The organism is Alteromonas sp. CyTr2 (assembly GCF_947311905.1).
GTDB classification, from domain to species: domain Bacteria; phylum Pseudomonadota; class Gammaproteobacteria; order Enterobacterales; family Alteromonadaceae; genus Alteromonas; species Alteromonas macleodii.
On sequence record NZ_CAMZMZ010000017.1, the window covers coordinates 1 to 25,049 of the forward strand.

Sequence of the window (25,049 nt, forward strand, 5' to 3'; positions counted from 1 at the left end):
GCCTGAGTCCGATACAATATCGAAATCAGACCTTGGTTGCCGCTTAGAAATGAGTCCAACTTAATGGGGTCACTTCACACATGTGCGGTTTTTTGTTTTGATATCTACTGTGAGTCTATTATGCGCTGTTAGGAAGCCTGTGGCGCATAGGCAATGGCTTTTGACTTAGTACTTGCTCTGGCATGCTCTGCCACACGTTATCAGGAAGCGCAGGTACTTCTGCCTTGTGCTGTGATATAGCGAAATACCCCATTGCAACGCGTAAACGCTTAAGTGCTTTACACTCATTCACTTCCTGGTCAATGACAAACACGCCCCACTTACGCATGGCTATGCCTAGTTTATCGCTGCTTGTTAAGCGGATAACCGGCGCCGCTAACACCATGCCTACTAATACGGGTAACAACCACATAAATAGCGACGGGGTGAAGTAGAAAGTAGTTACGCCCCACGCTACCGCTAAACAGCTCATAATTTGCGTGTGTTTAATTGCAACTTTCCATGGCACTTTGCGCCCTTCACGCTCTTGCGCTTCCCATTTAACAGAGTGGCCAACAAAAACGCTAATCACAAAATAACTGTGATAGAACATCATTAGCGGTGCAATAAGCACGGCCATAGTTAATTCAATTGCTGCCCCTTTAAGCAAAGACCACGCGCCACCAAATTCGCCGCGACGTTTTATTAAAGCTAAAGTAATACCGAGAAGTTTAGGCAAGAATAATAAGGCCGCCGTACCCCACATGGTTACCATCATCATGTCTTGGCGCGCTACCTGCCAACTAGGGAACAGCTGGTATTCAGACACGAAGAACTCTGGCACTGACGTGGCGCGAATTAACGCATCTGCTGTACCTAGCGCCAACATGCAAAATAGTATGAGTGAAGAGATGTACGCAAACGCACCAAATAAGAAGTGCAGGCGGTTTGCCATTTTAAGACCTTTAACGTTCAATAACCCTAAATGCTGTATGTTGCCCTGCACCCAACGACGGTCGCGAATCGCGTAGTCAACAATGTTACTTGGCACTTCTTCATAGCTGCCCGTGGTGTCTGTAAGCAAGTAGGCCTGCCAGCCAGCACGGCGCAGTAGCGCAACCTCAACAAAGTCATGACTTAAAATTTCACCACCAAAAGGCGCGCGTCCTTCGAGGGTAGGTAGCCCGCAATGCTGCATAAATGGTGCAATACGAATAATGGCATTGTGCCCCCAATAGTTTGCACTGTCTGTTTGCCAAAACGATAGACCTGTCGCCAACATTGGGCTGTAAAGGTGAGCAGCAAACTGCACAAAACGACCAAAGAAGGTGTTTTGACGTACCGGCATTGGAATGGTCTGTACTAAAGCCGTATCAGGGTTTTGCTCAATACGACGCGCCAAGTCTTGCATACGCTCACCGCTCATCACGCTATCAGCATCTAACACGATCATCGACTCGTAGTTTGCCCCCCAGCGTTCACAAAACTCTTTGAGGTTACCTACTTTTCTGTGCAGATTCTGTTCGCGACGACGGTAAAACACTTGGCTAGAGAACGCACCTAAACGTTTCTTCAATCGGGAAAAGGCACGTAGCTCTGCATCCGCTTTTTCCATATCGCGGGTGTCGCTAAGCATGAAAAAGTCGAATTTCGAACTGTTTTCACTTTCCATCAACTCGCGAATACAGGCTTCAAATCCTACCATGATACGGCGGGTGTCTTCGTTATAAACCGGCATAACCACGGCGTGCTTTTGCGTTAATGGCGCAGTAGCATCAGGCTGAGGTTGATTTCTGCGCAAGCTTAGCGGGTCAATGTTAAAAAGCTGCAAAAAGAAACCGATAATGCCTGTCCAAAACGCCATACACAACCATGCGAACAGGGTTAGCCCCAACCCCAACTGTGCAATCTCTAAGTTGGTAAGGCCGTTAGGTAAAAAGATCTCGTACAAACTCCAACCGGCCAGTGCCGTGCTTGGAATAACTAGCATTGCCATGATAAACAAACGCATATGCTCTCCTTTTAAGATGAAGTGTGAAGCACGCGCAGTGCCATCACTTTTAACCTGAGGCACGGCTTTAGCCTCGTCCGATACCGCTATGCAAGCGCGATTATTTTGGTTGGTAGACATAATTCCAAACCTCACTCACACGTTTACCGTCTTTCTCTATGTAAGCGCGCATATCTACCGTCTGCTTTTCTTTCGGCTTAACAAAGAAGGTGGCCCGCCACTCTTGTCCATCAGCAACGGGGTAAAGTCGCTGCTGAGAAATCGTGCCGTTAGTACCCTGTACCACCAACTTCATCGACTCGTTATCAAAAGCAATGGCAGAAGGCGCGCTGAAGTCCACGCTGAACTGTCGTGTCGTATTTAGACTGTCGTTTTTAAACTCGTCACCCGGCAACACAGCCTTGCCTTGGCGGGTACGTACTACTGAGGCCAGTTCACTAACAAACGGATTTTGTTCTACGGTTTTAAGCTCGTAAGCGAAATACAGTGATTCGCCCGAATTGAATGGCTTTTCAGGCGTCCAAAAAGCCACGATATTGTCGTGTATTTCGGATTTAGTCGGAATTTCGACGACTTCTAATCGGCCTTTCTCAAAACCAGCTTCTGGCGTCACCCATAGCCCTGGGCGTATATGGTAATTGGCCTCTGCGTCGAGGTAATTATCCCATTCGCCGTCGCGTTGAAGCATGCCGAATCCTTTAGGGTTTGCGTCGCTAAGTGACGTGACTTGAAGGCGTGCAGGGTTAGTCAGCGGGCGCCAAATTTCTTCACCAGCGTGAGTTACCATGAGTACACCGTCACTATCATGCACCTCTGGACGATAGTCGTCATGGCGCTTTTCTGTGTTCTCGCCATACAAGAACATACTGGTAAACGGTGCAATGCCTAGCTTGCTCACGTCATCTCTGGCAAATAACCAACTCTCTACCTTAACGCTGGTATCAATATCAGGCTGTATAACAAATTTGTACGCGCCCGCTACAGAAGGGCTTTCAAGACGCGCATAAACAGTAATAGGCTTACCCTCACTCGGTTCTATGACCCAGAACTCAGTGAAGTGGGGGAACTCTTCGCCTTTGGCTAGCGCCGTATCAATCGCAAGACCTCGTGCAGAGATACCGTACACTTGATTTTTACCTACAAGGCGGAAGTACGATGCCCCCAAAAATACAGCAAATTCGTCTTTGTACTCTTCGTTCTTGATAGGGTAGTGAACGCGAAATCCAGCAAACCCTGACTTTTCGTCCGTTAGCCCAGCTAACCCCGACGCAGACCCGTCGTAGTTGAACATGTCACTGTTGAACGCTAGGCGTTCAGGCTTATTGCTTTCACCAATAGTGTGGATAGTGACAGGGTATTCATATAAAAAACCCGGGTGAAAAAACTGCAGTTCGTAGTCATTCTCGCCATGCCAAAGACTCTGCTCGGGTTTGAAGCGAATTGAACGATACGTGGTGTAGTCAATTTCTTTAAGCTTGCTGTTTAACCCGTGATCGTCCTGCTCGTAGCTCTCTGTCGCTGACTGGCGTGCAGCATCAATAATTGACTGAAGAACCGGCGATGCTTTTTGAGGCTGATTGTCGTTGTTAACCTCAACTGCACCGGCTTGTTGAAACGCAAATAATGCGATGACACTGCTCATCGCTAAAAGAAGGTGTGACAGCTTGTTGCGCTGGCGCACATTCGTTTGTAAATCTTTACCGAAAATTGAAACTGGCTTAGCCATTTGTCCTCTCCTTATGAAAACAATGGTTATCCAGATGGCCACCACACCCTTTTACTGCCTTGCTACATATTACTGTTAACAGTGAGTCTGTTACTTAAGATGCAAATCTAAAAAAAGGGCTGATTGAAACCATGCGAGAAAGGCGCTCTATTCCTTTCTTTGTTCACTGGCATCGCGGATATCGCGAAAGCCGAATTCCTTGCCTAATGGCTTGAGTGAACGTTGGATAACTCATAATGACTTGAGCAAAAGCTGTTCCAACACGAATAAAGCGGCAATATTTTTTATAATTACTTTTATTTACAGTAATTTACATTTCATGTTGTTAGAACTCGGTCATGATTACCCTGTTGTAAATTTGTCCGATGAGTTAGACAAAAGGTTAACTGTTGTTTTTTAGAGACAGTTGAAGGTGCCAATATGCTTGGGTTTTAAAACCATTCAGTAATTTTACTTAGTGAGGCATCACTCGCTTACTTTTCCTGTAACAATTTTATCTTTATTAATTAGTTAGATAGATAAATTGCGCTGCACATGCTTAATCGCTTTTCACGAAGTTGGCAAACGCTTTGCTATTCATCATGTTGATAAATTTATCGGACACTATTTCTTAACGGAAATAAAAAAGATGACATAAAGGCGAGTTTAGCTTTGTGCTCATCAACTGAGTAACCTTTTGCAGTGTGTCGTAAAGCACTGACTTGCAACACGTTTTGCAAACTGTCTAGAGCCATTGTGTAAAGACTAGAACCATTATGAAAAGGTTAGAGCTTTATAAAGTACCTAGAACGTGTTTAAACAACGAAAACGTTTTCGGTGAACAAGGTGGGTTACTGAACATACTAAGGAGTTATCACATGCGTAAATCAATCACACTTATTGCAGCAGCACTAACAGCGGCAACACTTCCTCTTACAGCAATGGCCGACAAGCCTGACTGGCGTTACGTAGAAGGTGGTTACACCAAAATGGACTTTGACGACAATGAGTCTTTTGAACCAGACGGTTTAACCGTTAACGGTAAATACCTATTGAATAGCAACTGGTACCTAAACGGCGAGTATAGCTTCTTTGAAGAGGGCAACTTTGACTTTGATATGCTGACACTAGGTGCGGGTTACCGTTTACCTGTTAACGCGACAACAGACGCGTATTTTGGTGCCAACTTAGAGCGTATCGACGGTGACGTAAACGACGAAACAGGTTACAGCATTAATGCTGGCCTTCGCTCGATGATCACAGAGCAGGTAGAGCTGGCGGGTGAAGTTGGCTACTACGATGTAGACGATGGTGAAGCGACATTTAGAGTAGGCGCCAACTATTACATCACGCCACAATGGGCTGTGGGTGCAAACTACAGAATCATTGATGATTTAGACATTATGCAGGTAACTGCACGTTACGCGTTTTAAGCCTTCCTCTCCTCAGGTAGGTAGCCGGGTTGCTCGACCCGGCTTTTTTGTGTCTATTGTTCTTCAGCTTCGTTTGGCTCAATATCTTCTTTTCTTTTGATATCTACACTTTCATGAAGCTCTGAATAGACCAGCACCGCCTCACCCGACTTGAGTCTGTTTAACACTTGCTGCACTTTCACATCTAGCGCAACTTCTTCAGCGCCGTAGTCCGTGCCCTCTCGCAGAACAAAAGACTCAGCCAAGCTATAAAGCGTATCGGCTTCTAGCGCGTCAATGGGGATTATCATTCACACTCCTGATAAAAAGCGTTTGGGTAAATTATTAGAACATCAACATTAGCGGCTGACATAACGACACGTAGTATTTACAGGTAAGGCTTCACTTACAAAACGTTTCACCCGTTCGTGCAGCCATACTTTAGGATTTAATATAGAACCTTGCATGAACCCAACGTGACCGCCTCGTTCACTTAGCTCCACGGTAACGTTGCGCGCAAGCTCTTCTTCCTTAGGCACAATTAAGTGATTCATAAAGGGGTCATCAATGCTATGCAATACCAGTGTAGGACAGTGGATCGCGCTTAAAAAGTGATACGCACTACACTTTTCATAGTAGTCTTGAGCGTCTGCAAAGCCGTGAAGCGGCGCTGTGATCTTCTCGTCGAATTGGGTAAAGCTGGTGATCTCTTCCACATCAGTTTTTGTTAGCTGTATAAGCTTGCGATAATCGATGTACTCCATTTTCTTACGCAGCGTATCCTTCATGCTAGTAAGTAAATACTTTTGATATACGCGAGAAAAACCCTGGTTAATTGATTTAGCGCATTCAGAAAGTTTAAGAGGTGAAGAAATGGCAATCGCTGCCTTAAGCCACTTTTGCGCAGGGTTTTCGCCCAACAGTTTCAATAGCATGTTGCCGCCAAGGGAAAAGCCGATGGCCACTTTAGGAATTCGTGGAAATTTATCGTGAAGCCACTCTAAGAAAAAGCTGGGGTCTTCTGTTTCTCCACTGTGATACGCCCGCGCTTTTAAATTTGGCACGCCGCTACAGCCGCGATAGTGCATCATCACCACCTGCCAACCATTCACTGACAATTGAACCATCATATCGTTCGCATAATGCGACTTAATGCTGCCTTCTAAACCATGAAACATCACCACGATACCCGATGTTTCCTGGGGTTTTGGCCCCCACGCCACATCGACGAAGTCGTCATCCGGTAATGTTAGACGCTCCATGTCGTAAGACAAAGGCAACCGCTTTTGAATAAAACGCGGCCATATGGTTTGCACATGACGGTTCTTCGCCCACCCTGGCACCTTAAAGCTGCTTTTTATTATCTTTCCATGCGATAGCGCTGATTTACTCATTTTGTGTTCTTATTGTGTTTTTACGATAGTTGGTTAACCACTAGGCTCACTAGTTGGCGCGCCTCGTTGTTGTCTCGCAGTCCGTATGCATTTATAAACGCTGCGATAGACGCGTTAAATACGTTAGACGATACAGATTGCCCTTGACCCAGATGCGTGACTGGCTGCTCATTGAACGACGCAACAATATCGTGCTGCTGCTGTCTTTCAAGCTCTAGCTCTTGTGCTTTGAGTGCGTCATATTCTGCTTGGTCTCCGCCTTTTTCGGGGCTCGCAGCCTTTCGCCTTGCACGGTGATACTGTAACTTTTCTTCGGTCGCATTTGATGCCGCAATCACTGCCTTAAGCTGTGGCAAATTAATGATGACATTATTCTCTAAACACCAGCAAATCAGCAAGAGAACGTTTACATTAACCTTGTGGTTGTCTTGCAGTAAAAGCGCAAGGGGAGCCATATCACCTTTGGTATAGCGAGAAACGCTATACTCCCAAAACGCGCGGTTTTCGATATTAGGCGTTGGCTTTGTCATACTCTTCTCGTTTTAGCTCAATTTGCTCTTGGGCATCTAGCCATGCCATCTCTTCTTCTTCAAGCTGTTGCTTAAGCTGAGTTTGCTTGTCGAGTAGGCCCATAAGCTGCGCCTTTTTGTCTTCGCTGTAAAGCGAAGTATCGGCAAGTGACGCTTCCACCTCAGCCAAAGCAGCACCACACTTCTCCATGGCTTTTTCGTGTTTTTCAATGGCTTTTTTAAGTGGCGCAACCCTTTGCCTAAACTCGGCTTCACGGCGTTTTTCTTCTTTACGATCTAATTTGCGTTCCGGCTTACTCTGCGCGCCAGTCTCTTGTTGCTCTTCGTTTTTGGCGTCGCTATTGGCCTTGGCTTTTTCCGCTGCCTGCTGTTTTAAAATCCAGTCGCGATAGTCGTCCAAGTCGCCTTTAAATGGTTCAACTTCGCCACTGTCTACCAAATAGAAATCTTCACATACCGAGGAGAGTAAGAAGCGGTCGTGCGAGACCAGTACCATGGCGCCTTCAAAACCTTGAAGCGCGATATTTAGCGCATGGCGCATTTCCAAATCTAAGTGGTTGGTAGGCTCATCCAGCAGCAATAAGTTAGGCTTCTGATAAACAATTAACGCCAATACTAAGCGCGCCTTTTCACCGCCCGACATAGGTGCCACGGGCGCTAACGCTTCATCGCCATTAAATCCAAATCCGCCCAGATAGTCGCGAAGTTGCTGCTCGGTGGCTTTTTCGTCAATGCGCTGCAAATGAAGAAGCGGAGTAGCGTTAGCATCTAATGTTTCTAACTGATGCTGAGCAAAGTAACCAATCTTAAGGCCTTTAGCCGTATTAAATATACCTTGCTTTGGCGCATGCACACCCGCCAATAGTTTGATTAGCGTAGACTTACCCTGTCCGTTTCTACCTAGAAGACCTATTCTGCTGCCAGGTACTAAATTGAGTTTCACCTGTTGCAGCACAATATGGTCGTCGTAACCCAGCTGTATCTTTTCCATTTGCACAAGCGGGTTTGGCAGTGCCGACGGCGGCGCAAAAGAAAAGCTAAATGGGCTTGCCATATGGGCTGGCAACAAGGTTTCCATTTTCTCCAATTGCTTAATACGACTTTGCGCTTGCTTAGCTTTACTCGCTTTAGCTTTAAACCGGGTAATAAACGAATTGAGGTGCGCTACTTTTTGCTGCTGCTTTTCGTATTCAATGTTTTGCAAGCGAATACGTTCAGCGCGCTGGGTTTCGTAAGACGAGTAGTTACCGGTGTAGGTGATAAGCTTCTGTTGTTCAACACTGATAATTTGCGCAACCGTGTTGTCGATAAAGGCTTTATCGTGAGAAATCAGCAACAGCGTTCCCGCGTAGCGTTGAAGCCATTTCTCTAGCCAAATAACGGCGTCTAAGTCTAAGTGGTTAGTAGGTTCATCAAGCAGCAGTAAGTCTGAAGGACAAAGCAGCGCTTGAGCTAGGTTTAGGCGCATACGCCAGCCGCCTGAAAAATCGCTAACTGGTGCGCTTAACTGCACATTGGTAAACCCAAGACCCGACAGAATGGTCGCTGCGCGAGCTTCCACGTCGTATGCTCCCGCTTGCTCGAGCTGCCCGTGAATTTGGCCAATCTTTACACCGTCGCCGCTTTTTTCAGCGGCTTCTAATTGCGCTTGTAGATTACGTAAATGTTTGTCACCGTCCACCACATAGTCTATCGCGGTTCGGTCAGTTGCTGGCGTTTCCTGTGCCACGCTTACAATTCGCCAGTCATTCGGTACGCTGCAGTCGCCAGCATCGACACTTAACTCACTTCTCAGCAGTGCAAAAAGCGTGGACTTTCCGCAGCCGTTGCTGCCAATCAGCGCTACTTTGTGGCCTGGAAAAACCTGCGCCGACGCCTCTTCTAGCAACATTTTTCGACCGCGAAGTAGCGATACATTTGAAAGCTTTATCATGAGTAACCTGTGATGGAACAAACTAGGGCGCGTATAATATCAAAAACTTAAGGTAAAAGCTGATCAACACTTACCATTTCAAGGTATAATAATCGCGAAATTCTCCAAAGGTATATGTATGTCAAAACGTGTAAAACGCCGCTTTGTTGCAGGGGCTACGTGCCCAAAATGCCAAGAGCTAGATACGATTTCGTTATATTTTGAAAATAACGTAGAAAAGTTGGAGTGCGTTGCGTGTGGATACAATGAAGCGCAAACTGATGAAAAGGTGAGTGCCGCCACACGCTCAAACGAAAATGTGATTGGCATCTTTAAACCGCACTAACATTCCTACCCACGTCTCAGTAAATCTTACCGTTAAGCCTGTGTAACACCTTACAACGCTGTGCTCAGGCTTTTTGCAAACGTCTCTTCATGCCACGCCAACACTGGGTATCCTCATTACCTAACAAAAGAGGTTGCTCAGGCATAATTTTTGTATTTCCTTCGCAAAGGAGTGAATATGAAACATGCTAAAAAACGTGTCTGCTATGTCCTTATAGCCTTGTTGCTTACGCTTATTGCCATAAGACTTTACTTGCCTTACGCCGCAGCGTCATACATCAACACGACGCTGAGTCAGTCAAAAGCGTATAACGGCCGCGTGGGCGATGTAGATTTAATGCTATGGCGCGGCGCATACAGTTTAGAACACGTTTTGCTTTATAAGGCGAACGGGCAAGTAGATAGGCCGCTATTTAAAGCTGACTATGTGGAGTTTACGCTTTCATGGTCACAGCTTTTCAAAGGTGCAGCGGTGGGAAAAGTCATTGTTAATTCCCCCGAGATTAATTTTGTAGACGGCAACACGGAGGAGAGAAGCCAGTCTGGTAAGGATGAAAACTGGTTATCTATCGCCGACCAACTCTTCCCGTTACGCATCGATAAGCTAACTATTAACCAAGGAAAAGTCGCTTTCCACAACCCCGATACTTCTCCGGCTATCGACATTGCGCTTCATGATATTCAGCTTGAAGTGAATAACTTGGTGAATAGCGATAACTTGTCAGACTCACGTGTAGCAACGGCCAAAGCGCAAGGACAAACGGCACAGCAGGGCACGATATCCTTAAACGCTAAACTCAACCCCGCAACAACAGCCCCCACATTTGACGTTGATATTCAAGCTGACAACGTTGGACTAGTGAACTTTAAGAACCTACTTGATACCTACGCACCGTTTGATCTGGAAGCCGGTACCCTCACGCTTGCGGCTGAAGTGGCGTCTAATGAAGGGAAAATAAAAGGCTATATCAAACCCATTTTGCATAATGTGGAGGTATTTTCTTGGAAGGGTGACATTGAACGTGACGGCGATGGTTTTATTGAAGGCAGTATCGAAGCCATCTCCGCGTTTGTCACCGAACTGTTTGAAAACCAAAGCGAAGACCAAATTGCTACACGGATTCCTGTTGAAGGCGATTTATCAAGCCCTGACACCCAAACATGGGAGGCATTTACCGCGATTTTAAAAAATGCATTTATCGAAGCTTTTAACGGCGATGTGGAGAAAAGTATAGAGTTGGATAGACTCGAGCTGGATAAGTTGGAAGCGCCGGAAGGCTCTGAAAATTAAGAGCCCTCGCCGCTGAGCGCGCTTAAATAGTACAGCTATCGCCACAGTCGTTGGCGCCGTCGCGCATACCTTCAATCTCTTGACTCTCTTGCTTGTCTTTTTCAGCCTGTTTCTCTGCTACTGACTGCTCAACAGAGTCAAAATCGATGCTATCAAACGCATCCATATCAAAATCGCTCATAACTCACTCTCTTAAATAGTAAAAAAGCTTCTTTTTGCTGAAGCCTTTGTATCGGGGCGCAAGTGTAATTCAAATGTATATTCTGGCTAAATGAAGACTTCGCCTAACTCATAACAAGATGAACTAGCGTGATGTTTTTTCAACACTACTGCACATCAACGAAGCGCCTTTGATGTCTTCACAGGCCTCTCCCCACGATGAGCGCCCCGCAATAAGTGTGATCGCCAATGGACGTGATTCAAATGAATACCGCGTTGCAATTACTAGTGCGCTTCAATTGTTCTAGTAATGCGGAGGCGGGGTTTCTTCTGACTGCTTAGCAATATTAGACGGCTCGATAGACTTAACGCGGTCAACGACATGGCGTACTTTAAAGGCTAAATCGTCAAGCTGCTTTTGTTGCGAAGACAGCGCATCGTTTAGCGCCTCAATGGTGTGCTCCTGAAACGCAACTTTAGTTTGAAGCTCTTCAATATAGCTATTGGCGCTATCTATTTGCTGTTGTAGATGCTCAGCGCTTTTCTCTGTCATGTAAATTCTCTATCTCTCTCGTTGCCATTCTTCGGCAAGGCCACTACTGCTTATAGACAATATATTATCATTGGGGAGGAAGGCGACGCCATACACAACTGCGGTCGGCGGTGAAACTGACTCTCGTGAAGCAACCTGAATAGATTGCACTTGCTCGCCAGTTTCCAAATCCCACAGGTATACTTTTCTGGCGGGAGAGCCTGTTAGTAAAAACTGACCATCTTTGGAAAACTCAACGTCTGTGAAGATTTTCTGACGCGCTGCATATTTGAGGGATGCCACAGGCTGCCCGGTTTGCACATTCCACACTTGCGACTTGCTCTGGCTGTCCGCAGTAAAACCAAAGCGGCCTTCATCATCAAGCGCTACTTTTGTTACTCGCGTGGGGTGGGTGAAGGTATGAATTATTTGCCCAGTGTCAGTGCTCCATAAATACGCTATGTAATCGTTGCCCCCCGTCAATGCGAACTTACCGTTAGGGGAAATATCAATGGAGTTAACCTTTTCTTGATGCCCTAAAAACTCTAGTCGACGCGAAGTACGAGGTTCAAAGTACATAACTTTGCCATTTGAGCGCGCCACCAGTATGCCGTTACCATTATTGGTAACCACCACATCTCTAATTGATGACTCGTCGATGCGCCAAAAACCTTCAGGTTCGCCGGTCTCCAGACTCCATAAGGCAAACGCCTCGCGGTCAGCGGTCACAACATAGCGTTTGTCGGCGCTAATGTGCACTGACATGACCAGGTTGTCACCTTCACCTTGGTGGCTCCAGTGATAAAGGGGCTCAATTTGTCCAATTCGCCATACGTTTACCCCGTTATTCACGCCAGAAACCACCGCTAACGTGCCGTCGGTAGAAATATCTGCGGCATAGGCGCCTTCTTCTACATGACGCCACTGCTGTATTGGCGTAGTATCAGGGACAGAGCATCCCATGGAATTACCTATAAGTACGATGAGTAACGCTATTCTATGGAACATTTGAGGCCTAAACATAATCAAATGGGTTTCGCTTTGTAAACGCTAGGTTTAACATAGCATGGATCACGCATCTTTAACTATCGTGCACACTGCCTTGGATGCAGCAGTATAGACATAGACGCATGATGATAAAAATTTATGGAGACGTTTTTATGCAGAAGTCGCTCGTTGCCTTATCTACTATCGCTGCGCTAGGCCTTTTCGCTTGCCAGCCAAATACATCTGATGAGGCCGCTTCTACAAGCGCTGATAGTGCAAAAACAACTTCTGTTTCAGCAGAAGAAATGACAGATACGCAAAAGCAAGCTTACGCCATGGGCGCAAGCATGGGTTTGTTCGTTAGCAACCGTGCCGAACAACAAGAGCAACTGGGTTTAACATTAGACCAAGATGCGCTACAACAAGGCTTTAAAGACGGTCTAAACGACACCCTTAAGTTTACGCCAGAGCAGATTCAGCAAATCGCTCAACAAGGCGAAGAAGTACTTCGCGCTAAGCAGCAAGAAATGGCGGAACAAGCCGCTGAAAAAAATATTGAAGCAGGCCTAGCTTACCTAGAAGAAAACGGTAAGAAAGAAGGTGTGGTAACTACCGAGTCTGGTCTTCAGTACGAAGTACTTGAAGAAGGCGAGGGTGCAAGCCCAGAAGCGACAGACATGGTTAAAGTTCACTACCGTGGCACCTTGCTAGATGGCACAGAGTTCGACTCATCTTACAAGCGTGGCGAGCCAGCAGAATTTCCACTTAATCGCGTTATTTCTGGTTGGACTGAAGGCGTTCAATTGATGAAAGAAGGCGCAAAGTATCGCTTCCATATCCCATCTGAACTTGCTTATGGTGCGCGTTCTACTGGCGCAATCACGCCAAACTCGACGCTTATCTTTGACGTTGAGTTGCTAGAAGTGGTTAAGCCTGAAGCAGAAGCGCCAACGGAATAAGTTAGTGCTTTAAGAAAAAGAGAAAGCCGACGCATAGCGTCGGCTTTTTTGTTTTAGTGAGTCAGCGTGATCCTTGCTTACCTTTTCCCTACGAGCCAGTGGGTTTTCACCACGCGCGTACCCAAATAGTAAAGTGGGTTATTCAATATGCTTGGTGCCTCGAATTACACTACTAAGCTTAGTCTAAATCGACCAAATTTCACGGTCTATTCCAAGCCTTTTTGGAACAATTTCGCCTTAAAACTTGGTGCTTAAAACAAAAGGTTTTAACGCTGAGGTGCGCGCCGTCTTTCTGTGTGTACCTTAAACGTAGCAAAATGATTTAACAGAGACTGACCCACCTTATACATAGCACAACCTAAAATAAGATATATCACGGTTTGCATACTATTTAAGCGAACAACGATATCAAGCAAGGCATACAACAATAACAGCGCGCCACTTAAAAACAGCATAAAACCGATGATAGTACCGCTGGTTTGGAACGGATCGTTCCCCGACCTTCGACGGTTCAACATTGGTATCCTGTTACGCATTCATTTCCCCTAATGGTTTGACTGTTATTTATACTACGACACTAAATGAAAGGTTTATGTTCAATAATTATTCAATCTGTCTCTTTTGTCACTTTTTGACGTACAGAAAGATTGCGTTTTGCCTTATTACCCACATAAAGTAGGGGTAATTAGCTGGATTATTTATAGGACATTGTGAAAACACCGCTTATCACTCGAAAGGGCTACTTAAAGCTTAAACAAGAACTGGATTTCTTGTGGCGTGAAGAACGACCTGAAATTACTCGCAAGGTAACCTGGGCAGCGAGCCTTGGTGACAGAAGCGAGAATGCCGACTACCAGTACAATAAGAAGAAGCTACGGGAAATTGATCGCCGCGTACGCTACCTTCGCAAGTGCTTGGAAAACCTAAAGGTTGTGGACTACGATTCACAGCAAGAGGGTAAGGTCTTCTTTGGTGCCTGGGTTGAAATTGAAAACGAAGCGGGCAAGGTGATGGAACTTAGGCTCGTGGGCTACGACGAAATTTTCGGCCGAAAGGATTACATTTCTATCGACTCTCCGATGGCGCGAGCACTGCTTGGCAAAGAAGAAGACGATGAGTTTGTTGTAAAAACCGAGACGGGCACGAAAGAGTGGTGGATAAACCGTATTTGGTACGACGCAACAGACAAACTGTGAGCACTAATATGCCCTATTTAATCACCCATTTGTAACACAATGATCAGACGACTTCCCCTACACCGCGGTGATATACTCACCGCTCCTATTTTCACTACCGACGCTGTGTATATAAGCCTTTCACACACCGTTTATTCGCCATTGCCTGACGCGAATTTTTAGTATCTTAGAGCGACTTATGATTATCAATAAAATTGCAGATGAACTTAGCGTTCAACCTTCGCAAGTAACTGCCGCTGTTAAACTTCTTGATGAAGGGTCTACCGTACCTTTTATCGCGCGCTACCGAAAAGAAGTGACACAAGGCCTTGATGACACACAGCTGCGTACCTTGGAGCAGCGCTTAACCTACCTGCGAGAGCTTGAAGAGCGCCGCGATGTAATCCTTAAATCTATCGAGGAACAGGGCAAACTAACCGACGAGCTTAAAAGCAGTATCACCAGTGCTGACAGCAAAACTACCTTGGAAGATTTGTACTTACCGTACAAGCCCCGTCGACGCACTAAAGGCCAGATTGCTATTGAAGCGGGCCTTGAACCTTTAGCTGATACCTTATTTTCTGCCCCAGATACCGATGCTGAAAGTGCAGCAAGTGAATACGTTAACGCAGATAGTGGCATTGCAGATACTAAAGCAGCATTAGAAGGCGCCCGCTATATCTTAATGGAGCGCTTCGCCGAAGACGCTACGCTGCTGGCAAAAGTGCGCAAGTACTTAACTGAAAATGCTTATGTAAAAAGCACGGTTGTATCAGGTAAAGAGCAAGAAGCCGCCAAATACAAAGACTATTTCGAACACAGTGAAAAGTACAAGAACGTACCATCTCACCGCGCGTTGGCGATGTTTAGAGGCCGCAACGAAGGCATGCTACACATTCAGCTAGATGCCGACCCGCAGTCAGAAGACAACGGCCCGTCGCATTGCGAACATATTATTGCCAGCCATTACGATATTATGCACCGCGGCCGTGGTGCAGATGACTTTTTAGCTCAAGTTGTACAGTGGACGTGGAAAATCAAAATTGGGTTACACATGGAAACTGAGCTATTCAGCGCCCTTCGTGAGCGCGCTGAAGAGGAAGCCATTGAGGTATTTGCTAAAAACCTAAACGACCTGTTGATGGCTGCACCTGCAGGTGCAAAAACCACTATGGGTTTAGATCCAGGTTTGAGAACCGGCGTTAAGGTAGCAGTCGTAGACAGCACAGGAAAAGTGGTCGCAACCAACACCATATTCCCGCATGCGCCACAAAATCAGTGGGATAAATCTATTCGCACGCTCACCACGTTGTGCAAGCAATACAAAGTAGATTTAATCAGCATTGGCAACGGTACTGGCTCGCGCGAGACAGACAAACTCGTTGGCGAAATGCTCAAGAACAACAGCGAGCTTACTGCACAAAAAATTATGGTCAGTGAAGCGGGTGCATCGGTGTATTCAGCCTCTGAGCTTGCTTCAAAAGAATTGCCTGACCTTGACGTGTCAATCCGCGGCGCAGTGTCTATCGCTCGACGCTTGCAAGACCCGCTGGCAGAGCTGGTTAAAATTGAACCTAAAGCTATTGGTGTAGGCCAATATCAGCATGACGTAAGCCAAAGCCAGTTAGGCAAATCGCTAGACCGTGTTATTGAAGACTGTGTAAACGCCGTTGGCGTTGACTTAAACACTGCATCGCCTGCGCTGTTGAGCTACGTATCGGGCTTAAATAAAACACTTGCGCATAACATTGTTAATTTCAGAGACACCAATGGTGCTTTCCCAGACCGTAAAGCGCTATTGAAAGTCGAACGTTTAGGGCCTAAAGCCTTTGAGCAAGCGGCAGGCTTCCTGCGCATTGTAAACGGCACCAACCCACTTGATGCCTCTGCGGTTCACCCTGAAGCATACCCAGTGGTCGATAAGATTGTTGATACTACCGCTGTTGCGGTTAACGACATCATCGGCAATACCGAGCTACTAAAAAGCCTGTCGCCAGACACCTTTACCAGCGACGCATTCGGTTTACCAACGGTTAAAGACATTCTAAAAGAGCTGGATAAACCAGGCCGCGATCCCCGTCCAGAGTTTAAAACTGCCGCGTTTAAAGAAGGCGTTGAAACCATTAACGATCTTAAACCAGGCATGATTTTAGAGGGTGTGGTTAGCAACGTGGCCAACTTTGGCGCGTTCGTTGATGTAGGCGTACATCAGGATGGACTGGTGCATATTTCAGCACTGACTAACAAGTTTATCTCAGACCCGCGCGAGGTAGTTAAAGCAGGCGATATCGTCAAAGTAAAAGTGCTTGAAGTTGACGTACCTCGCAAGCGTATCTCCTTCACCATGCGCTTAGGCGATACACCGAGTCAAAGCAATAATGCAGGCGGTAAACCAGCAGCAGGAAAACCACAAAGTAAAGGGGCTGGGCGTGCTAACGCAAAAGCAAGCCCTCGTTCAAATCAGGGTGGCGGCAATCGCAACAGCCAGCCTCAAAACAGCGCCATGGGCAACGCCTTTGCTGATGCATTTGCTAAAGCAAAAAAGTAAACAGTAGCGAATTTACTGTTGCTTATAGAGGGCCTGTCACTGACGGGCCCTTTTTGTATCACGCTTCCATTTAGCCTGCCGTTTTTGCTACATTAGATTGTGGTACATTAGTTCGGGCGCATAGAAATTTTATGTGCCCAAAAACTCTTTAGCCAAAAGCACCAAAATAGAGAATACCGAAATAATGAAGAGGTGTAGGTCACACCGAAACCGAAGTTCGTATATTGGTAGCGTTTAACAAGGCCGTTGACATGCTTTTAGAGCCTTAACGTTTAACGAAGGTAATGTTGCTCATTTGACCACAGCCTTTTTCTAGGCAGCACTTTCGGACAACCATAATGAGCTAAGGGCCACTAACCTTTGGTGTACGAGCGTAATCATCCAACTGTACAGCAAAGATTATCTGCCCCCATCAAAGGATGATTTTATGAACTCGCCTGTCTCAAAAAACATGCTGAATGTCAGCGCCGATTACCCCGACCTTCGGGATCGTTATTACCAGCCGAATCTTACTCCACTTAAGCCTTTTATCGACCCGCCAGGCAATTTGGTTATTTTAGACCAAGGAAAAGATGGAGCGTGTACCGGCTTTGCATTGGCCGCTACCATTAATTTCATTTACCGTCAGCAAGGCCGAAAACATACTGTTAGCCCGTGGATGCTTTATGCCATGGCTAAACGTCATGATGAGTGGTTAGGTGAAGCGTATGAAGGCTCTAGCTGCCGCGGTGCAATTAAGGGGTGGTACAACAGTGGCGTATGTAACGAGTCACTAACTGAAGATATTAAGCACAGCAACGAATTTGAAATGACCCTAGCTATTGCTAACAATGCAAGCAATCACAGGCTAGGTGCGTACTACCGTATTGAACGAGAAATTAGCGATTTTCATGCGGCGCTTAACGAAGTGGGCGTAATCTTTGTTTCTGCCAGAATTCATGAAGGCTGGAAAGATAGCGAAGGTGATGTAATAAGCCTAAGGCCTGAACCCATGGGTGGCCATGCGTTTGCCATTGTTGGCTATAACGATGAAGGGTTCTGGATCCAAAACTCCTGGGGGACGGATTGGAAGAAGTCAGGGCTGGCACTTTGGCGTTACGATGACTGGGCGTTAAACGTTATGGATGCATGGGTTGTTCAACTCGCACTTCCTATTTCAGGCACAGGAACTTACCATCAGGCTACGCGCTCTATTGCACAGGGTTTGTTTTCTCGCTCCACACCACGGGTGAGCATTCAAGATCACTTCGTTCATTTCGACGATGGACACTTTGATACCAGAAGTAAATATTGGAGCAATAAAAACCACGTCGATGCCATTATTGAAAAACTTTCTGACAGTAACCATCGCCATGTAATGCTATATGCACACGGCGGCTTAAATAGCATAAAAGCTTCGGCTAAACGCATTGCTGCCATGAAAGACACCTTTCTTAAAAACGATATTTACCCCATTCACTTCATGTACGACACGGGTATGCTAGAAGAACTCAAAGATATTCTGGGCTTTAAGAATAAAGAGATTAGCAACAAAGTTGGAGCCTTCACTGACTACACCGACCGCATACTAGAATGGGCAACACGTAAAGTAGGCGGCGCCCTGTGGCGAGAAATGAAATCAGACGCTTGCACGCCTTTTACCCGTACCACATCAGATGGTACGTATTTCCTAACGCAATTGGCCGCCTACTTGAAAGACAATTCAGATATTAAGCTGCATGTCGTCGGTCATTCGGCAGGCTCTATTTTTCATGCTCACAGCCTATCTAGGCTGTGTAAAGTTGATGAAAACATAACGATTAAGAGTCTGCATTTACTGGCTCCAGCCATTAGCTACCCCTTGTTCAACGAAAAGCTCTCTGCGCTTATAGAAGGGAAACACATTGAATCGACCACGGTTTACAACTTATCTGAAGCGTTGGAAAAAGATGACCACGTAGCGCGCATTTACCAGAAGTCGTTGCTCTATTTAGTATCAAATGCGTTTGAATCCAAACCAGAGATGCCCTTGTTAGGTATGGCTGTGTTTAATCAGCCGCTGCCTAACGTGACGTTTAAGTACAGTGAGGGGAAAGAAGGTGAACCCACCGCTGCCACATCCCACGGCGGCTTCGATAGCGACGTAGATACCATGAACTCGGTACTTTCAGACATCACTGGCGACTCACCTAAATATCCGTTTACAAAGGCAATACTGGATTATTAAGTCCTGCTGGTTTTAAGGCAATGCAAGGGAAGTGAAAGTGCTTTTTTCGCGATTTAGCCCTTAGCTATGACGGGCTAAATCGTTCGTGCAATGTTAAGCAGCTAGCGTTAATTACACGTTATCATGCTTGAAGCGATGAACCTTCTCTAGAGGGGGTGTAAGCTTGCAAATAAGCATTTTGAATTCGGCCAATCCGTGTTTGCATCGCATTAGACTCATTTGCCTGAAAGCCTTGTGTGTCTGCTGATGAAGATTGATTATCTAACACCATATTCGCAGTGGAATCGGTTGTGGTGCCTATATTTGTATCGGGCTGCACAGCTGCCCCAGTGTCTGCGACAATGCCATTGCTTTGTGCTGAGGTAGAACCTGCTGAAGCCGTTTCTGTTTGGCCTTTGGCAATCTCGCTACGGGCCTCTGTGGCTTTTTGAGAAGCCTCTGCAGCCACTTTTAAATCTTGTGATGAAGGTTCAGCTGGTGCGAGGGCGGCTGCGCGCACTTGCTCCATTTTTTTCAGCGTTTCTTCAGGCGTTTTTTCTTCTGAAACATCAATCGACACTTCGCCATCGGTCACATAGCGTTTATTGTCAGGGCCTGTAGTGTATTCATATTGCGGAGCACCGGCGTACTGACCGCCTGTTGAAGCATGCGCTTGCTCGTGAACCCTCACTTCCTGATCGCGGGCTTTTAACTGCTCAATTTCAGCAGCGTCTTGTTTCTCTTGCTGTTCTTGTTGCCTGTCTTGCGCGCCCTGCTTGCCTGCACTCTCATCTTGCGCATTATCTTTCTGTTGCCCAAATACGTTTTGAAAGGCAGCTTGAAGTTCTGTTTGTACCTGAGGGCGTTCGTAAGTAACCGGCGCTGGCGGCTGGCCGGGGCTCTTCGCTTTATCGGCTTCTGACCCCAAGCCTTTTTGAGAAGCCCCTTGCTGGGAATCTGACGCTTGGGGAATAGTTTCTCGCTGCACGTTATCTCTACGTGCAGACTCTGTATTTATGTTCGCCGTGGGATAAGCAATGGCGTTAAGGATTGGTGTAACGATATTCACCGTAACTGTTCCACCTACGCAAGCACGTCTATGATGGTACCAAGCATCTCATCGGCAACACCTAATACTTTGGCAGAGGCTTGGGCATTACGTTCGTTTACATTGAGCGCGATTAAGTCGTCAGTGAGACGCGTGGAGGTAGACGTTGAATTCGATGACGTGTTTATTGTGTCGGTATTGGTCGCAATAGGTTGAGCGGGTGCTACCGCATCCTCAGCAGTTCGCTGAGCAATATTTGATGCTGCCTGCGAAATTCCGTCGCTGGCATTTTGTAAACCATATTGAGCCGCTGCAAATGCAGAGCCTGCACCTAAACCATCAATACTTGTCATACACTACCCCTAACCTCTCATGTGCAATTATTAACCAATTTCACACAAATGGAAAGACATGTATCACACCCTGTCATTAACTTATTGTAAGCAGGCGATTTTTATTAAGCTGTCAAAGATAAGAAAAGCTTCAAACTATCGGCAAGCCGCGGTTTGAAGCTTCATGTCATCGCTTTATTAAGACGCCTTTTGCTGGTAAACGCCAGCGGCAAAGCGAAATAAAATGTCAGCAGTTTGCTGAGGATGTGAAATAAACGGCGCATGCGACGCATGAGGCAGAACAACGGTATCGGCCTGCGGATGTAGCTCACATATACGATCTATTCCGCTGGTCGGCACTAGACTATCTAACCTGCCATACAATCGTAACGTGGGTATAGTTATTCGCCCCACGTCTTGACGCATGTCTTCAGTAGACAATATGCGTAAACCTTTCTTAAGCGCTTCCTCGGCGGGATCTGGGAATTGGGTTACCTGTTCTCTGATCGCCTTAATATCCTGCTTTGCCGTTTCGCTGCCCATCGCTTGAATTGCCAAAAAACGTTCCAGTGTTTTCTGATAGTTCTTTTCAAGCTGAGTCTCGAACATTGAAAGTAAATCGGCAGCAATACCCGGCCAACAAGGCCCTGCTATAAATCGAGGTGTTGAAGCAATCGTTACCAGTCCGGTAAGTTTTTCTGGTGCTAACAGCGCTAACTTTTGGGCAACTAGGCCACCTAATGACCACCCAACCAACACACACTGGTCTGGCAGTTGGTTCACAATGGATTGAGCCAATGTTTCCACGTTATACGGTGACGGAACGAACTCCGCATTTTCCCCAAACCCAGGAAGATCTATGGTGGTGACGCGAAAATTATCACTTAAATAAGGGATAAAGGATGTGAACGCTCCGCTGTTCATACCCCAACCATGAAGAAATACCACATCTACGCCTGTACCCTGAGTACGGGTGACAAGCTCGCCGTTTGTATGCAAACTTTCCATTTACACCTCCTTAGGCAGTCACGTGTTTTTGAGGCAACACGAAATAATGAAAACAGGTCGACGTTCGACAATTCAAGGAAGTTGATGGAATCAACACTATGAACCTTTCATGCTTGCTATGTTATCAGGCAAGTCCTACGCCAGTATGTCACTGGTGTGAAGATGACATATTTTTTTTCGATGCCACGTTGCACGGAAGTAACTTACTTCAATATGGCCCTGTGGCAGGCCACGTCAAGCATAGCCACTATGACGCGTTACGCGTTTTGGGACTTCATACGTGGCCAATGTCATCACTGGTTCACCAGTTAAAGTTTACGCATTCCCTTACGGCAGGAAAAGTATTAAGTAACTGGTTTGTCCATAAAATGCGACAGTGCACTTTAACAGTGCCCAATGTGCTGCTTCCGGTGCCAATTAGTGCATGGCGACTTGCTACACGGCACTACAATCAGGCTACGCTTCTGTGTGAAAGCATAAGCAGTGAGCTGAATGTTCCAGTTAACCAGTCGTGGGCCAAACGACGGGGCTTTAGCGTGCAGCATCACTTATCCAAAATGGCGAGAGCCGAAAACGCAAGCCGTGTATTTAGTCTATCGACGCAGTGTATCGATGATGAGATAGCAATAGCGCAAGGCATTAAAGATGGCAGCAACTTCAGCGTTGCAATCGTCGATGACGTACTCACCACCGGCGTGACCGTGAATACATTGAGTAAAAGGCTCAAAAAACGCTACCCAAATTTACACATTCAGGTGTGGGTAGCGGCATTTACGCCACCACCTAAAAGCAGTCTGTATCAGAAAGCCTAGTGATCAGAAGCGGTGATACTGAAAAGCGCGGCATTCGCCGCGCCTTTCAAACTGATTTAGCGAATAAAATGCGATTGGTAGATTGCATTGGCCAGCATCTTGTTCGTGCCATACCAGTACCCTCTAAACTGCGTATTGTCGGTAAAGCCAATGACAACGCCGCGACCCATTTTTTGAGTCGTCACAGCAGTTGATTCAGCCATTAGCGCAACCATTCTTTTGTCACTAAACCCAGCCATGAGAGGCTCATCAGTGTAGCGTGCAGGTGTTATAAAGGGTGAGCTACTGGCCTCCACTATCATATTATTGGTTTTAAACATGGGCAGTGTGTCGTCATCATAGCCGTAGAACAATGGATGAGTATTGTCGATATTGGCTTCAAACACAGCGCCAGCCACCAACTTTCTGGCGTATAACGATGCGCCATCTTTATAGCTGAGTTCGCTTTCATCGAACGCGTTATCAATACTCTCTCGACTAACAATTTCTACGTCTAACCATTTATGTTGAGCGAAATAACGCAACGCGGATTTCTGCCCCACGATCACGCCACCGGCTTTCACCCACTGTTCAATTTGAGTTCTTTCACTTTCACTGAAGCGATATCCACCGCTAGGGAATAAAAGGTGAGTATAAGTAACGCTCGGATCATTAAGCGCGCTTGTCAGATGTTGTTGCTCAACAATACTGGCAGCCAGCCCCACTTTTGTGTCGAAATAGTGCCATATTTCACCCGCTTCGTATTCACTGGTGCCTTCGCCGCCCACTATTAACACCTGTGGCAAGGTAACAGGTGCCATGCTCCGGCTACCCAAATCGTGCCCTGTGGGTGTTAACCCACTGCGCAAACTAAACACAGGCACCTGAAGTTGCTGTTGCGCATCGCGCAAAATGGCCGCCAAGTCTTCTGGCTGACCCAGTCCTTTTGGTACAACTATGCTGCCAGGCTGAAGCTTAATGCTTTTGCCATCGTATTTAATAGCGGAAAACGCTTCTTCACTACTACGTACCTTAACGCCAGCTTCCAATAGCGTTTGCAGCATGGCTGGCGCATAGTACTGCTGCCATGAAAACGCATACGCGTATGCGTCTGGGTGAATATCGTTAAGTGTTGGTTGTGCAAGTGCGGTGTTGTCGCTAAGTTTTAGGCTTCGCGCATCGCCCCTATCTAGAGGCGCGTAATCCAAATTGAAAGCCAAAGCCAAATTCCACGTTGATACATCGTAAAACGTGTTGTTCTCAAACGAGGTTTGGGTAGAGAAAATTGACTTTACTAAACGGTATTGAGGCTGGTTTGAAGGAATATAAATCGCGCTACCTGCACCATAGCGAACTTTGCTTACCTCAACATCTTTCGTTAACACCTCGTAATTAATATGATGCTGTTCAAGCAATGCAACAAATGCGTTAAAGCGAGCTGTGTCATTCGATGCACTAACAACAAAACCTACCTGCTCATCCTTTGCAGCCAGTGACTGTGTGCTCTTAACAAAACCCGATTGATAATCGAGAATAGCAGCCTTATTTGCCAATGCGCCTCTAAAAGTGCTTAAAGTCGTAGTAATTTGATTTGCTATGGTGTCTTTGAAGGCAAGCTTGCCATTAATAGAGTCCTGAATGTGGCCCCGTGAGCTTGCTTGCTCAAAAAGAATACCCACACTGCCGTGTAAATCAGGATAGGTCGAGCCTTTGCCTGCGTAGAAATCGTCAAACGCTTCTTGGGTAAAATAGAGCTCCCCTTGCTCGTCAAACGCGGCAGCGTGATACTGGGCAAGCGCTTCAGTTAGCGTTACGTTCTCATCAGGCGTCAGTGGATTTTTACGCGAGCGCACACCAGGCTGGAAAAAATAGGTGCTGTCTGTCCCCATCTCATGAAAATCGGTGAGGATATGTGGGCGCCATTTATGAAACTGTTTAATTCGCGCCTGCGACTCTGGGTGCGCCAGTAATAGCCAGTCGCGGTTTAAATCAAACCAGTAATGATTTGTTCGACCTGACGGCCACCCCTCATCGTGTTCACGATGTCGACTGTCAGAAACCAGCTGCTTGCCCTTGTGCATATTTGCCCACTGAGCAAATCGAGAAAGCCCGTCGGGGTTGAAAGACGGATCAAACAGCACAATATTGTTATTCAACAAGGCATCAATTTCTTTACCTTCAGCCGCGGCCAAATAATAAGCCAACGCAAGTGAAGCATTGGTTCCGGAAGGCTCGTTACCGTGAATACTGTAGCCCATGTAGAAAATAAGGGGAGCATCGCTACCTACTTTCTTGCCGCTTTCCATTGCATCAATGTGTTGCTGCCTCATCGCCTCAATATTGTTTCTATTTGAGGGCGCTGTGATTGTCAGTAACAGAAGTGGGCGGTTTTCGTGAGTACGGCCGGTTTCTTCAATGGTGATACGGTCAGACTTCTCGGCAAGTAGCTTCATATAATTGACGACTTGGTCGTGACGCACATGCCACTCGCCAATGTTGGCGCCTAGTATCGATTCAGGCGTGGGAATAGCTGGGTTGTAGGATACCGTGTCAGGTAAGTATGCTGTCACCGGCTGCCCGCCTACATCAGGTGCAATAGTAACAGTTGAAGCAGAGGCGGGATGTGCTAATGATTTCTGACTGGCTGTTGCCCCAAAGGCGATGGTACCAAAGGCTAATAATGAAACGAGTGAGAATGGATTCTTTTTGGCGGTGTAATGCAATTTCGCGAACATAGCGCTTCCCG

The 25,049-nt window shown here is 46.4% G+C and carries 22 protein-coding genes; 8 read left to right on the plus strand and 14 right to left on the minus strand.

The features are described 5' to 3' along the window. Positions 1–118: 118 nt before the first annotated feature. Positions 119–2,110, minus strand: coding sequence for a glucans biosynthesis glucosyltransferase MdoH (mdoH, locus tag QME20_RS10630; RefSeq protein ID WP_281715902.1), 1,992 nt, complete (start codon positions 2,108–2,110; stop codon positions 119–121). Next, on the minus strand, positions 2,091–3,716 hold the full coding sequence (locus tag QME20_RS10635; RefSeq protein ID WP_156079023.1) for a glucan biosynthesis protein G: 1,626 nt from the start codon (positions 3,714–3,716) through the stop codon (positions 2,091–2,093). Before QME20_RS10635 ends, mdoH begins: the two co-directional genes overlap by 20 nt. 857 nt (positions 3,717–4,573) lie before the next feature. Here QME20_RS10635 and QME20_RS10640 point away from each other — a divergent pair. Beyond that, positions 4,574–5,128 carry an outer membrane beta-barrel protein gene (locus QME20_RS10640; RefSeq protein WP_131137166.1) on the plus strand — a complete coding sequence of 185 codons (555 nt, stop codon included), beginning with the start codon at positions 4,574–4,576 and terminating at the stop codon, positions 5,126–5,128. Between the two features lie 53 nt (positions 5,129–5,181). Here the strand turns inward: QME20_RS10640 and QME20_RS10645 are convergent, their stop codons facing one another. From QME20_RS10645 to QME20_RS10660, 4 genes are read right to left on the minus strand one after another with little or no spacing between them, the layout of a single operon-like run. Further along, positions 5,182–5,418, minus strand: coding sequence for a YheU family protein (locus QME20_RS10645; RefSeq protein ID WP_061486828.1), 237 nt, complete (start codon positions 5,416–5,418; stop codon positions 5,182–5,184). A 48-nt stretch (positions 5,419–5,466) separates the two neighbouring features. Beyond that, a complete protein-coding gene (locus tag QME20_RS10650; protein ID WP_281715903.1) occupies positions 5,467–6,501 on the minus strand; it encodes a hydrolase in 1,035 nt (344 codons plus the stop codon). A 20-nt stretch (positions 6,502–6,521) separates the two neighbouring features. Further along, on the minus strand, positions 6,522–7,031 hold the full coding sequence (locus QME20_RS10655) for a TIGR02444 family protein (RefSeq protein WP_281715904.1): 510 nt from the start codon (positions 7,029–7,031) through the stop codon (positions 6,522–6,524). Continuing rightward, positions 7,012–8,964, minus strand: a complete 1,953-nt coding sequence (locus tag QME20_RS10660; RefSeq protein WP_281715905.1) for an ATP-binding cassette domain-containing protein — start codon at positions 8,962–8,964, stop codon at positions 7,012–7,014. The genes QME20_RS10655 and QME20_RS10660 overlap by 20 nt, the downstream gene beginning before the upstream one ends. Before the next feature lie 118 nt (positions 8,965–9,082). Between QME20_RS10660 and QME20_RS10665 the strand changes: the two genes are divergently transcribed. Both QME20_RS10665 and QME20_RS10670 read left to right on the plus strand, forming a co-directional pair. Next, complete coding sequence (locus QME20_RS10665; protein ID WP_012520152.1) at positions 9,083–9,289, plus strand: YheV family putative zinc ribbon protein; 207 nt, start codon at positions 9,083–9,085, stop codon at positions 9,287–9,289. Between the two features lie 177 nt (positions 9,290–9,466). After that, positions 9,467–10,579 (plus strand): DUF748 domain-containing protein, encoded by a 1,113-nt coding sequence (locus tag QME20_RS10670; protein WP_281715906.1) that lies wholly within the window; start codon positions 9,467–9,469, stop codon positions 10,577–10,579. Between the two features lie 22 nt (positions 10,580–10,601). Here the strand turns inward: QME20_RS10670 and QME20_RS10675 are convergent, their stop codons facing one another. The 3 genes from QME20_RS10675 to QME20_RS10685 form a co-directional block, all read right to left on the minus strand. Then, complete coding sequence (locus QME20_RS10675; RefSeq protein WP_012520154.1) at positions 10,602–10,760, minus strand: hypothetical protein; 159 nt, start codon at positions 10,758–10,760, stop codon at positions 10,602–10,604. A 282-nt stretch (positions 10,761–11,042) separates the two neighbouring features. Then, positions 11,043–11,291: a SlyX family protein gene (locus QME20_RS10680; RefSeq protein ID WP_156079025.1), complete on the minus strand. Its 249-nt coding sequence runs from the start codon at positions 11,289–11,291 to the stop codon at positions 11,043–11,045. 9 nt (positions 11,292–11,300) lie between these two features. Continuing rightward, entirely contained in the window at positions 11,301–12,233 is a 933-nt protein-coding gene (locus tag QME20_RS10685) for a hypothetical protein (protein ID WP_281715928.1), read from the minus strand. A 197-nt stretch (positions 12,234–12,430) separates the two neighbouring features. On the opposite strand from QME20_RS10685, the gene fkpA reads away from it, so the two are divergent. Then, positions 12,431–13,216 carry an FKBP-type peptidyl-prolyl cis-trans isomerase gene (gene fkpA / locus QME20_RS10690; RefSeq protein ID WP_014951335.1) on the plus strand — a complete coding sequence of 262 codons (786 nt, stop codon included), beginning with the start codon at positions 12,431–12,433 and terminating at the stop codon, positions 13,214–13,216. A 266-nt stretch (positions 13,217–13,482) separates the two neighbouring features. Here fkpA and QME20_RS10695 read toward each other — a convergent pair whose 3' ends face one another. Beyond that, positions 13,483–13,752 carry a hypothetical protein gene (locus QME20_RS10695; protein WP_170826521.1) on the minus strand — a complete coding sequence of 90 codons (270 nt, stop codon included), beginning with the start codon at positions 13,750–13,752 and terminating at the stop codon, positions 13,483–13,485. Between the two features lie 174 nt (positions 13,753–13,926). Here QME20_RS10695 and greB point away from each other — a divergent pair, with 174 nt between their 5' ends. The 3 genes from greB (at position 13,927) to QME20_RS10710 (ending at position 19,145) form a co-directional block, all read left to right on the plus strand. Beyond that, the gene (gene greB / locus QME20_RS10700; protein ID WP_014951337.1) at positions 13,927–14,412 is read left to right on the plus strand and encodes a transcription elongation factor GreB; all 486 of its coding nucleotides are present in this window, start codon (positions 13,927–13,929) and stop codon (positions 14,410–14,412) included. Positions 14,413–14,590: 178 nt separating this feature from the next. Then, positions 14,591–16,939 carry a Tex family protein gene (locus QME20_RS10705; protein WP_281715907.1) on the plus strand — a complete coding sequence of 783 codons (2,349 nt, stop codon included), beginning with the start codon at positions 14,591–14,593 and terminating at the stop codon, positions 16,937–16,939. Positions 16,940–17,366: 427 nt separating this feature from the next. Further along, positions 17,367–19,145, plus strand: a complete 1,779-nt coding sequence (locus tag QME20_RS10710; protein ID WP_281715908.1) for a C1 family peptidase — start codon at positions 17,367–17,369, stop codon at positions 19,143–19,145. Positions 19,146–19,266: 121 nt separating this feature from the next. Here QME20_RS10710 and QME20_RS10715 read toward each other — a convergent pair whose 3' ends face one another. The 3 genes from QME20_RS10715 to bioH form a co-directional block, all read right to left on the minus strand. Next, complete coding sequence (locus QME20_RS10715) at positions 19,267–20,193, minus strand: putative metalloprotease CJM1_0395 family protein (RefSeq protein WP_281715909.1); 927 nt, start codon at positions 20,191–20,193, stop codon at positions 19,267–19,269. Between the two features lie 14 nt (positions 20,194–20,207). Further along, positions 20,208–20,525, minus strand: coding sequence for a hypothetical protein (locus tag QME20_RS10720; RefSeq protein ID WP_014951365.1), 318 nt, complete (start codon positions 20,523–20,525; stop codon positions 20,208–20,210). 177 nt (positions 20,526–20,702) lie between these two features. Continuing rightward, a complete protein-coding gene (gene bioH, locus QME20_RS10725; protein WP_156087274.1) occupies positions 20,703–21,512 on the minus strand; it encodes a pimeloyl-ACP methyl ester esterase BioH in 810 nt (269 codons plus the stop codon). A 98-nt stretch (positions 21,513–21,610) separates the two neighbouring features. Here bioH and QME20_RS10730 point away from each other — a divergent pair, with 98 nt between their 5' ends. Then, positions 21,611–22,324 carry a ComF family protein gene (locus QME20_RS10730; RefSeq protein ID WP_131137175.1) on the plus strand — a complete coding sequence of 238 codons (714 nt, stop codon included), beginning with the start codon at positions 21,611–21,613 and terminating at the stop codon, positions 22,322–22,324. A 56-nt stretch (positions 22,325–22,380) separates the two neighbouring features. Here the strand turns inward: QME20_RS10730 and QME20_RS10735 are convergent, their stop codons facing one another. After that, positions 22,381–25,038, minus strand: coding sequence for a M14 family zinc carboxypeptidase (locus tag QME20_RS10735; RefSeq protein ID WP_281715910.1), 2,658 nt, complete (start codon positions 25,036–25,038; stop codon positions 22,381–22,383). Between the last annotated feature and the right edge of the window lie 11 nt (positions 25,039–25,049).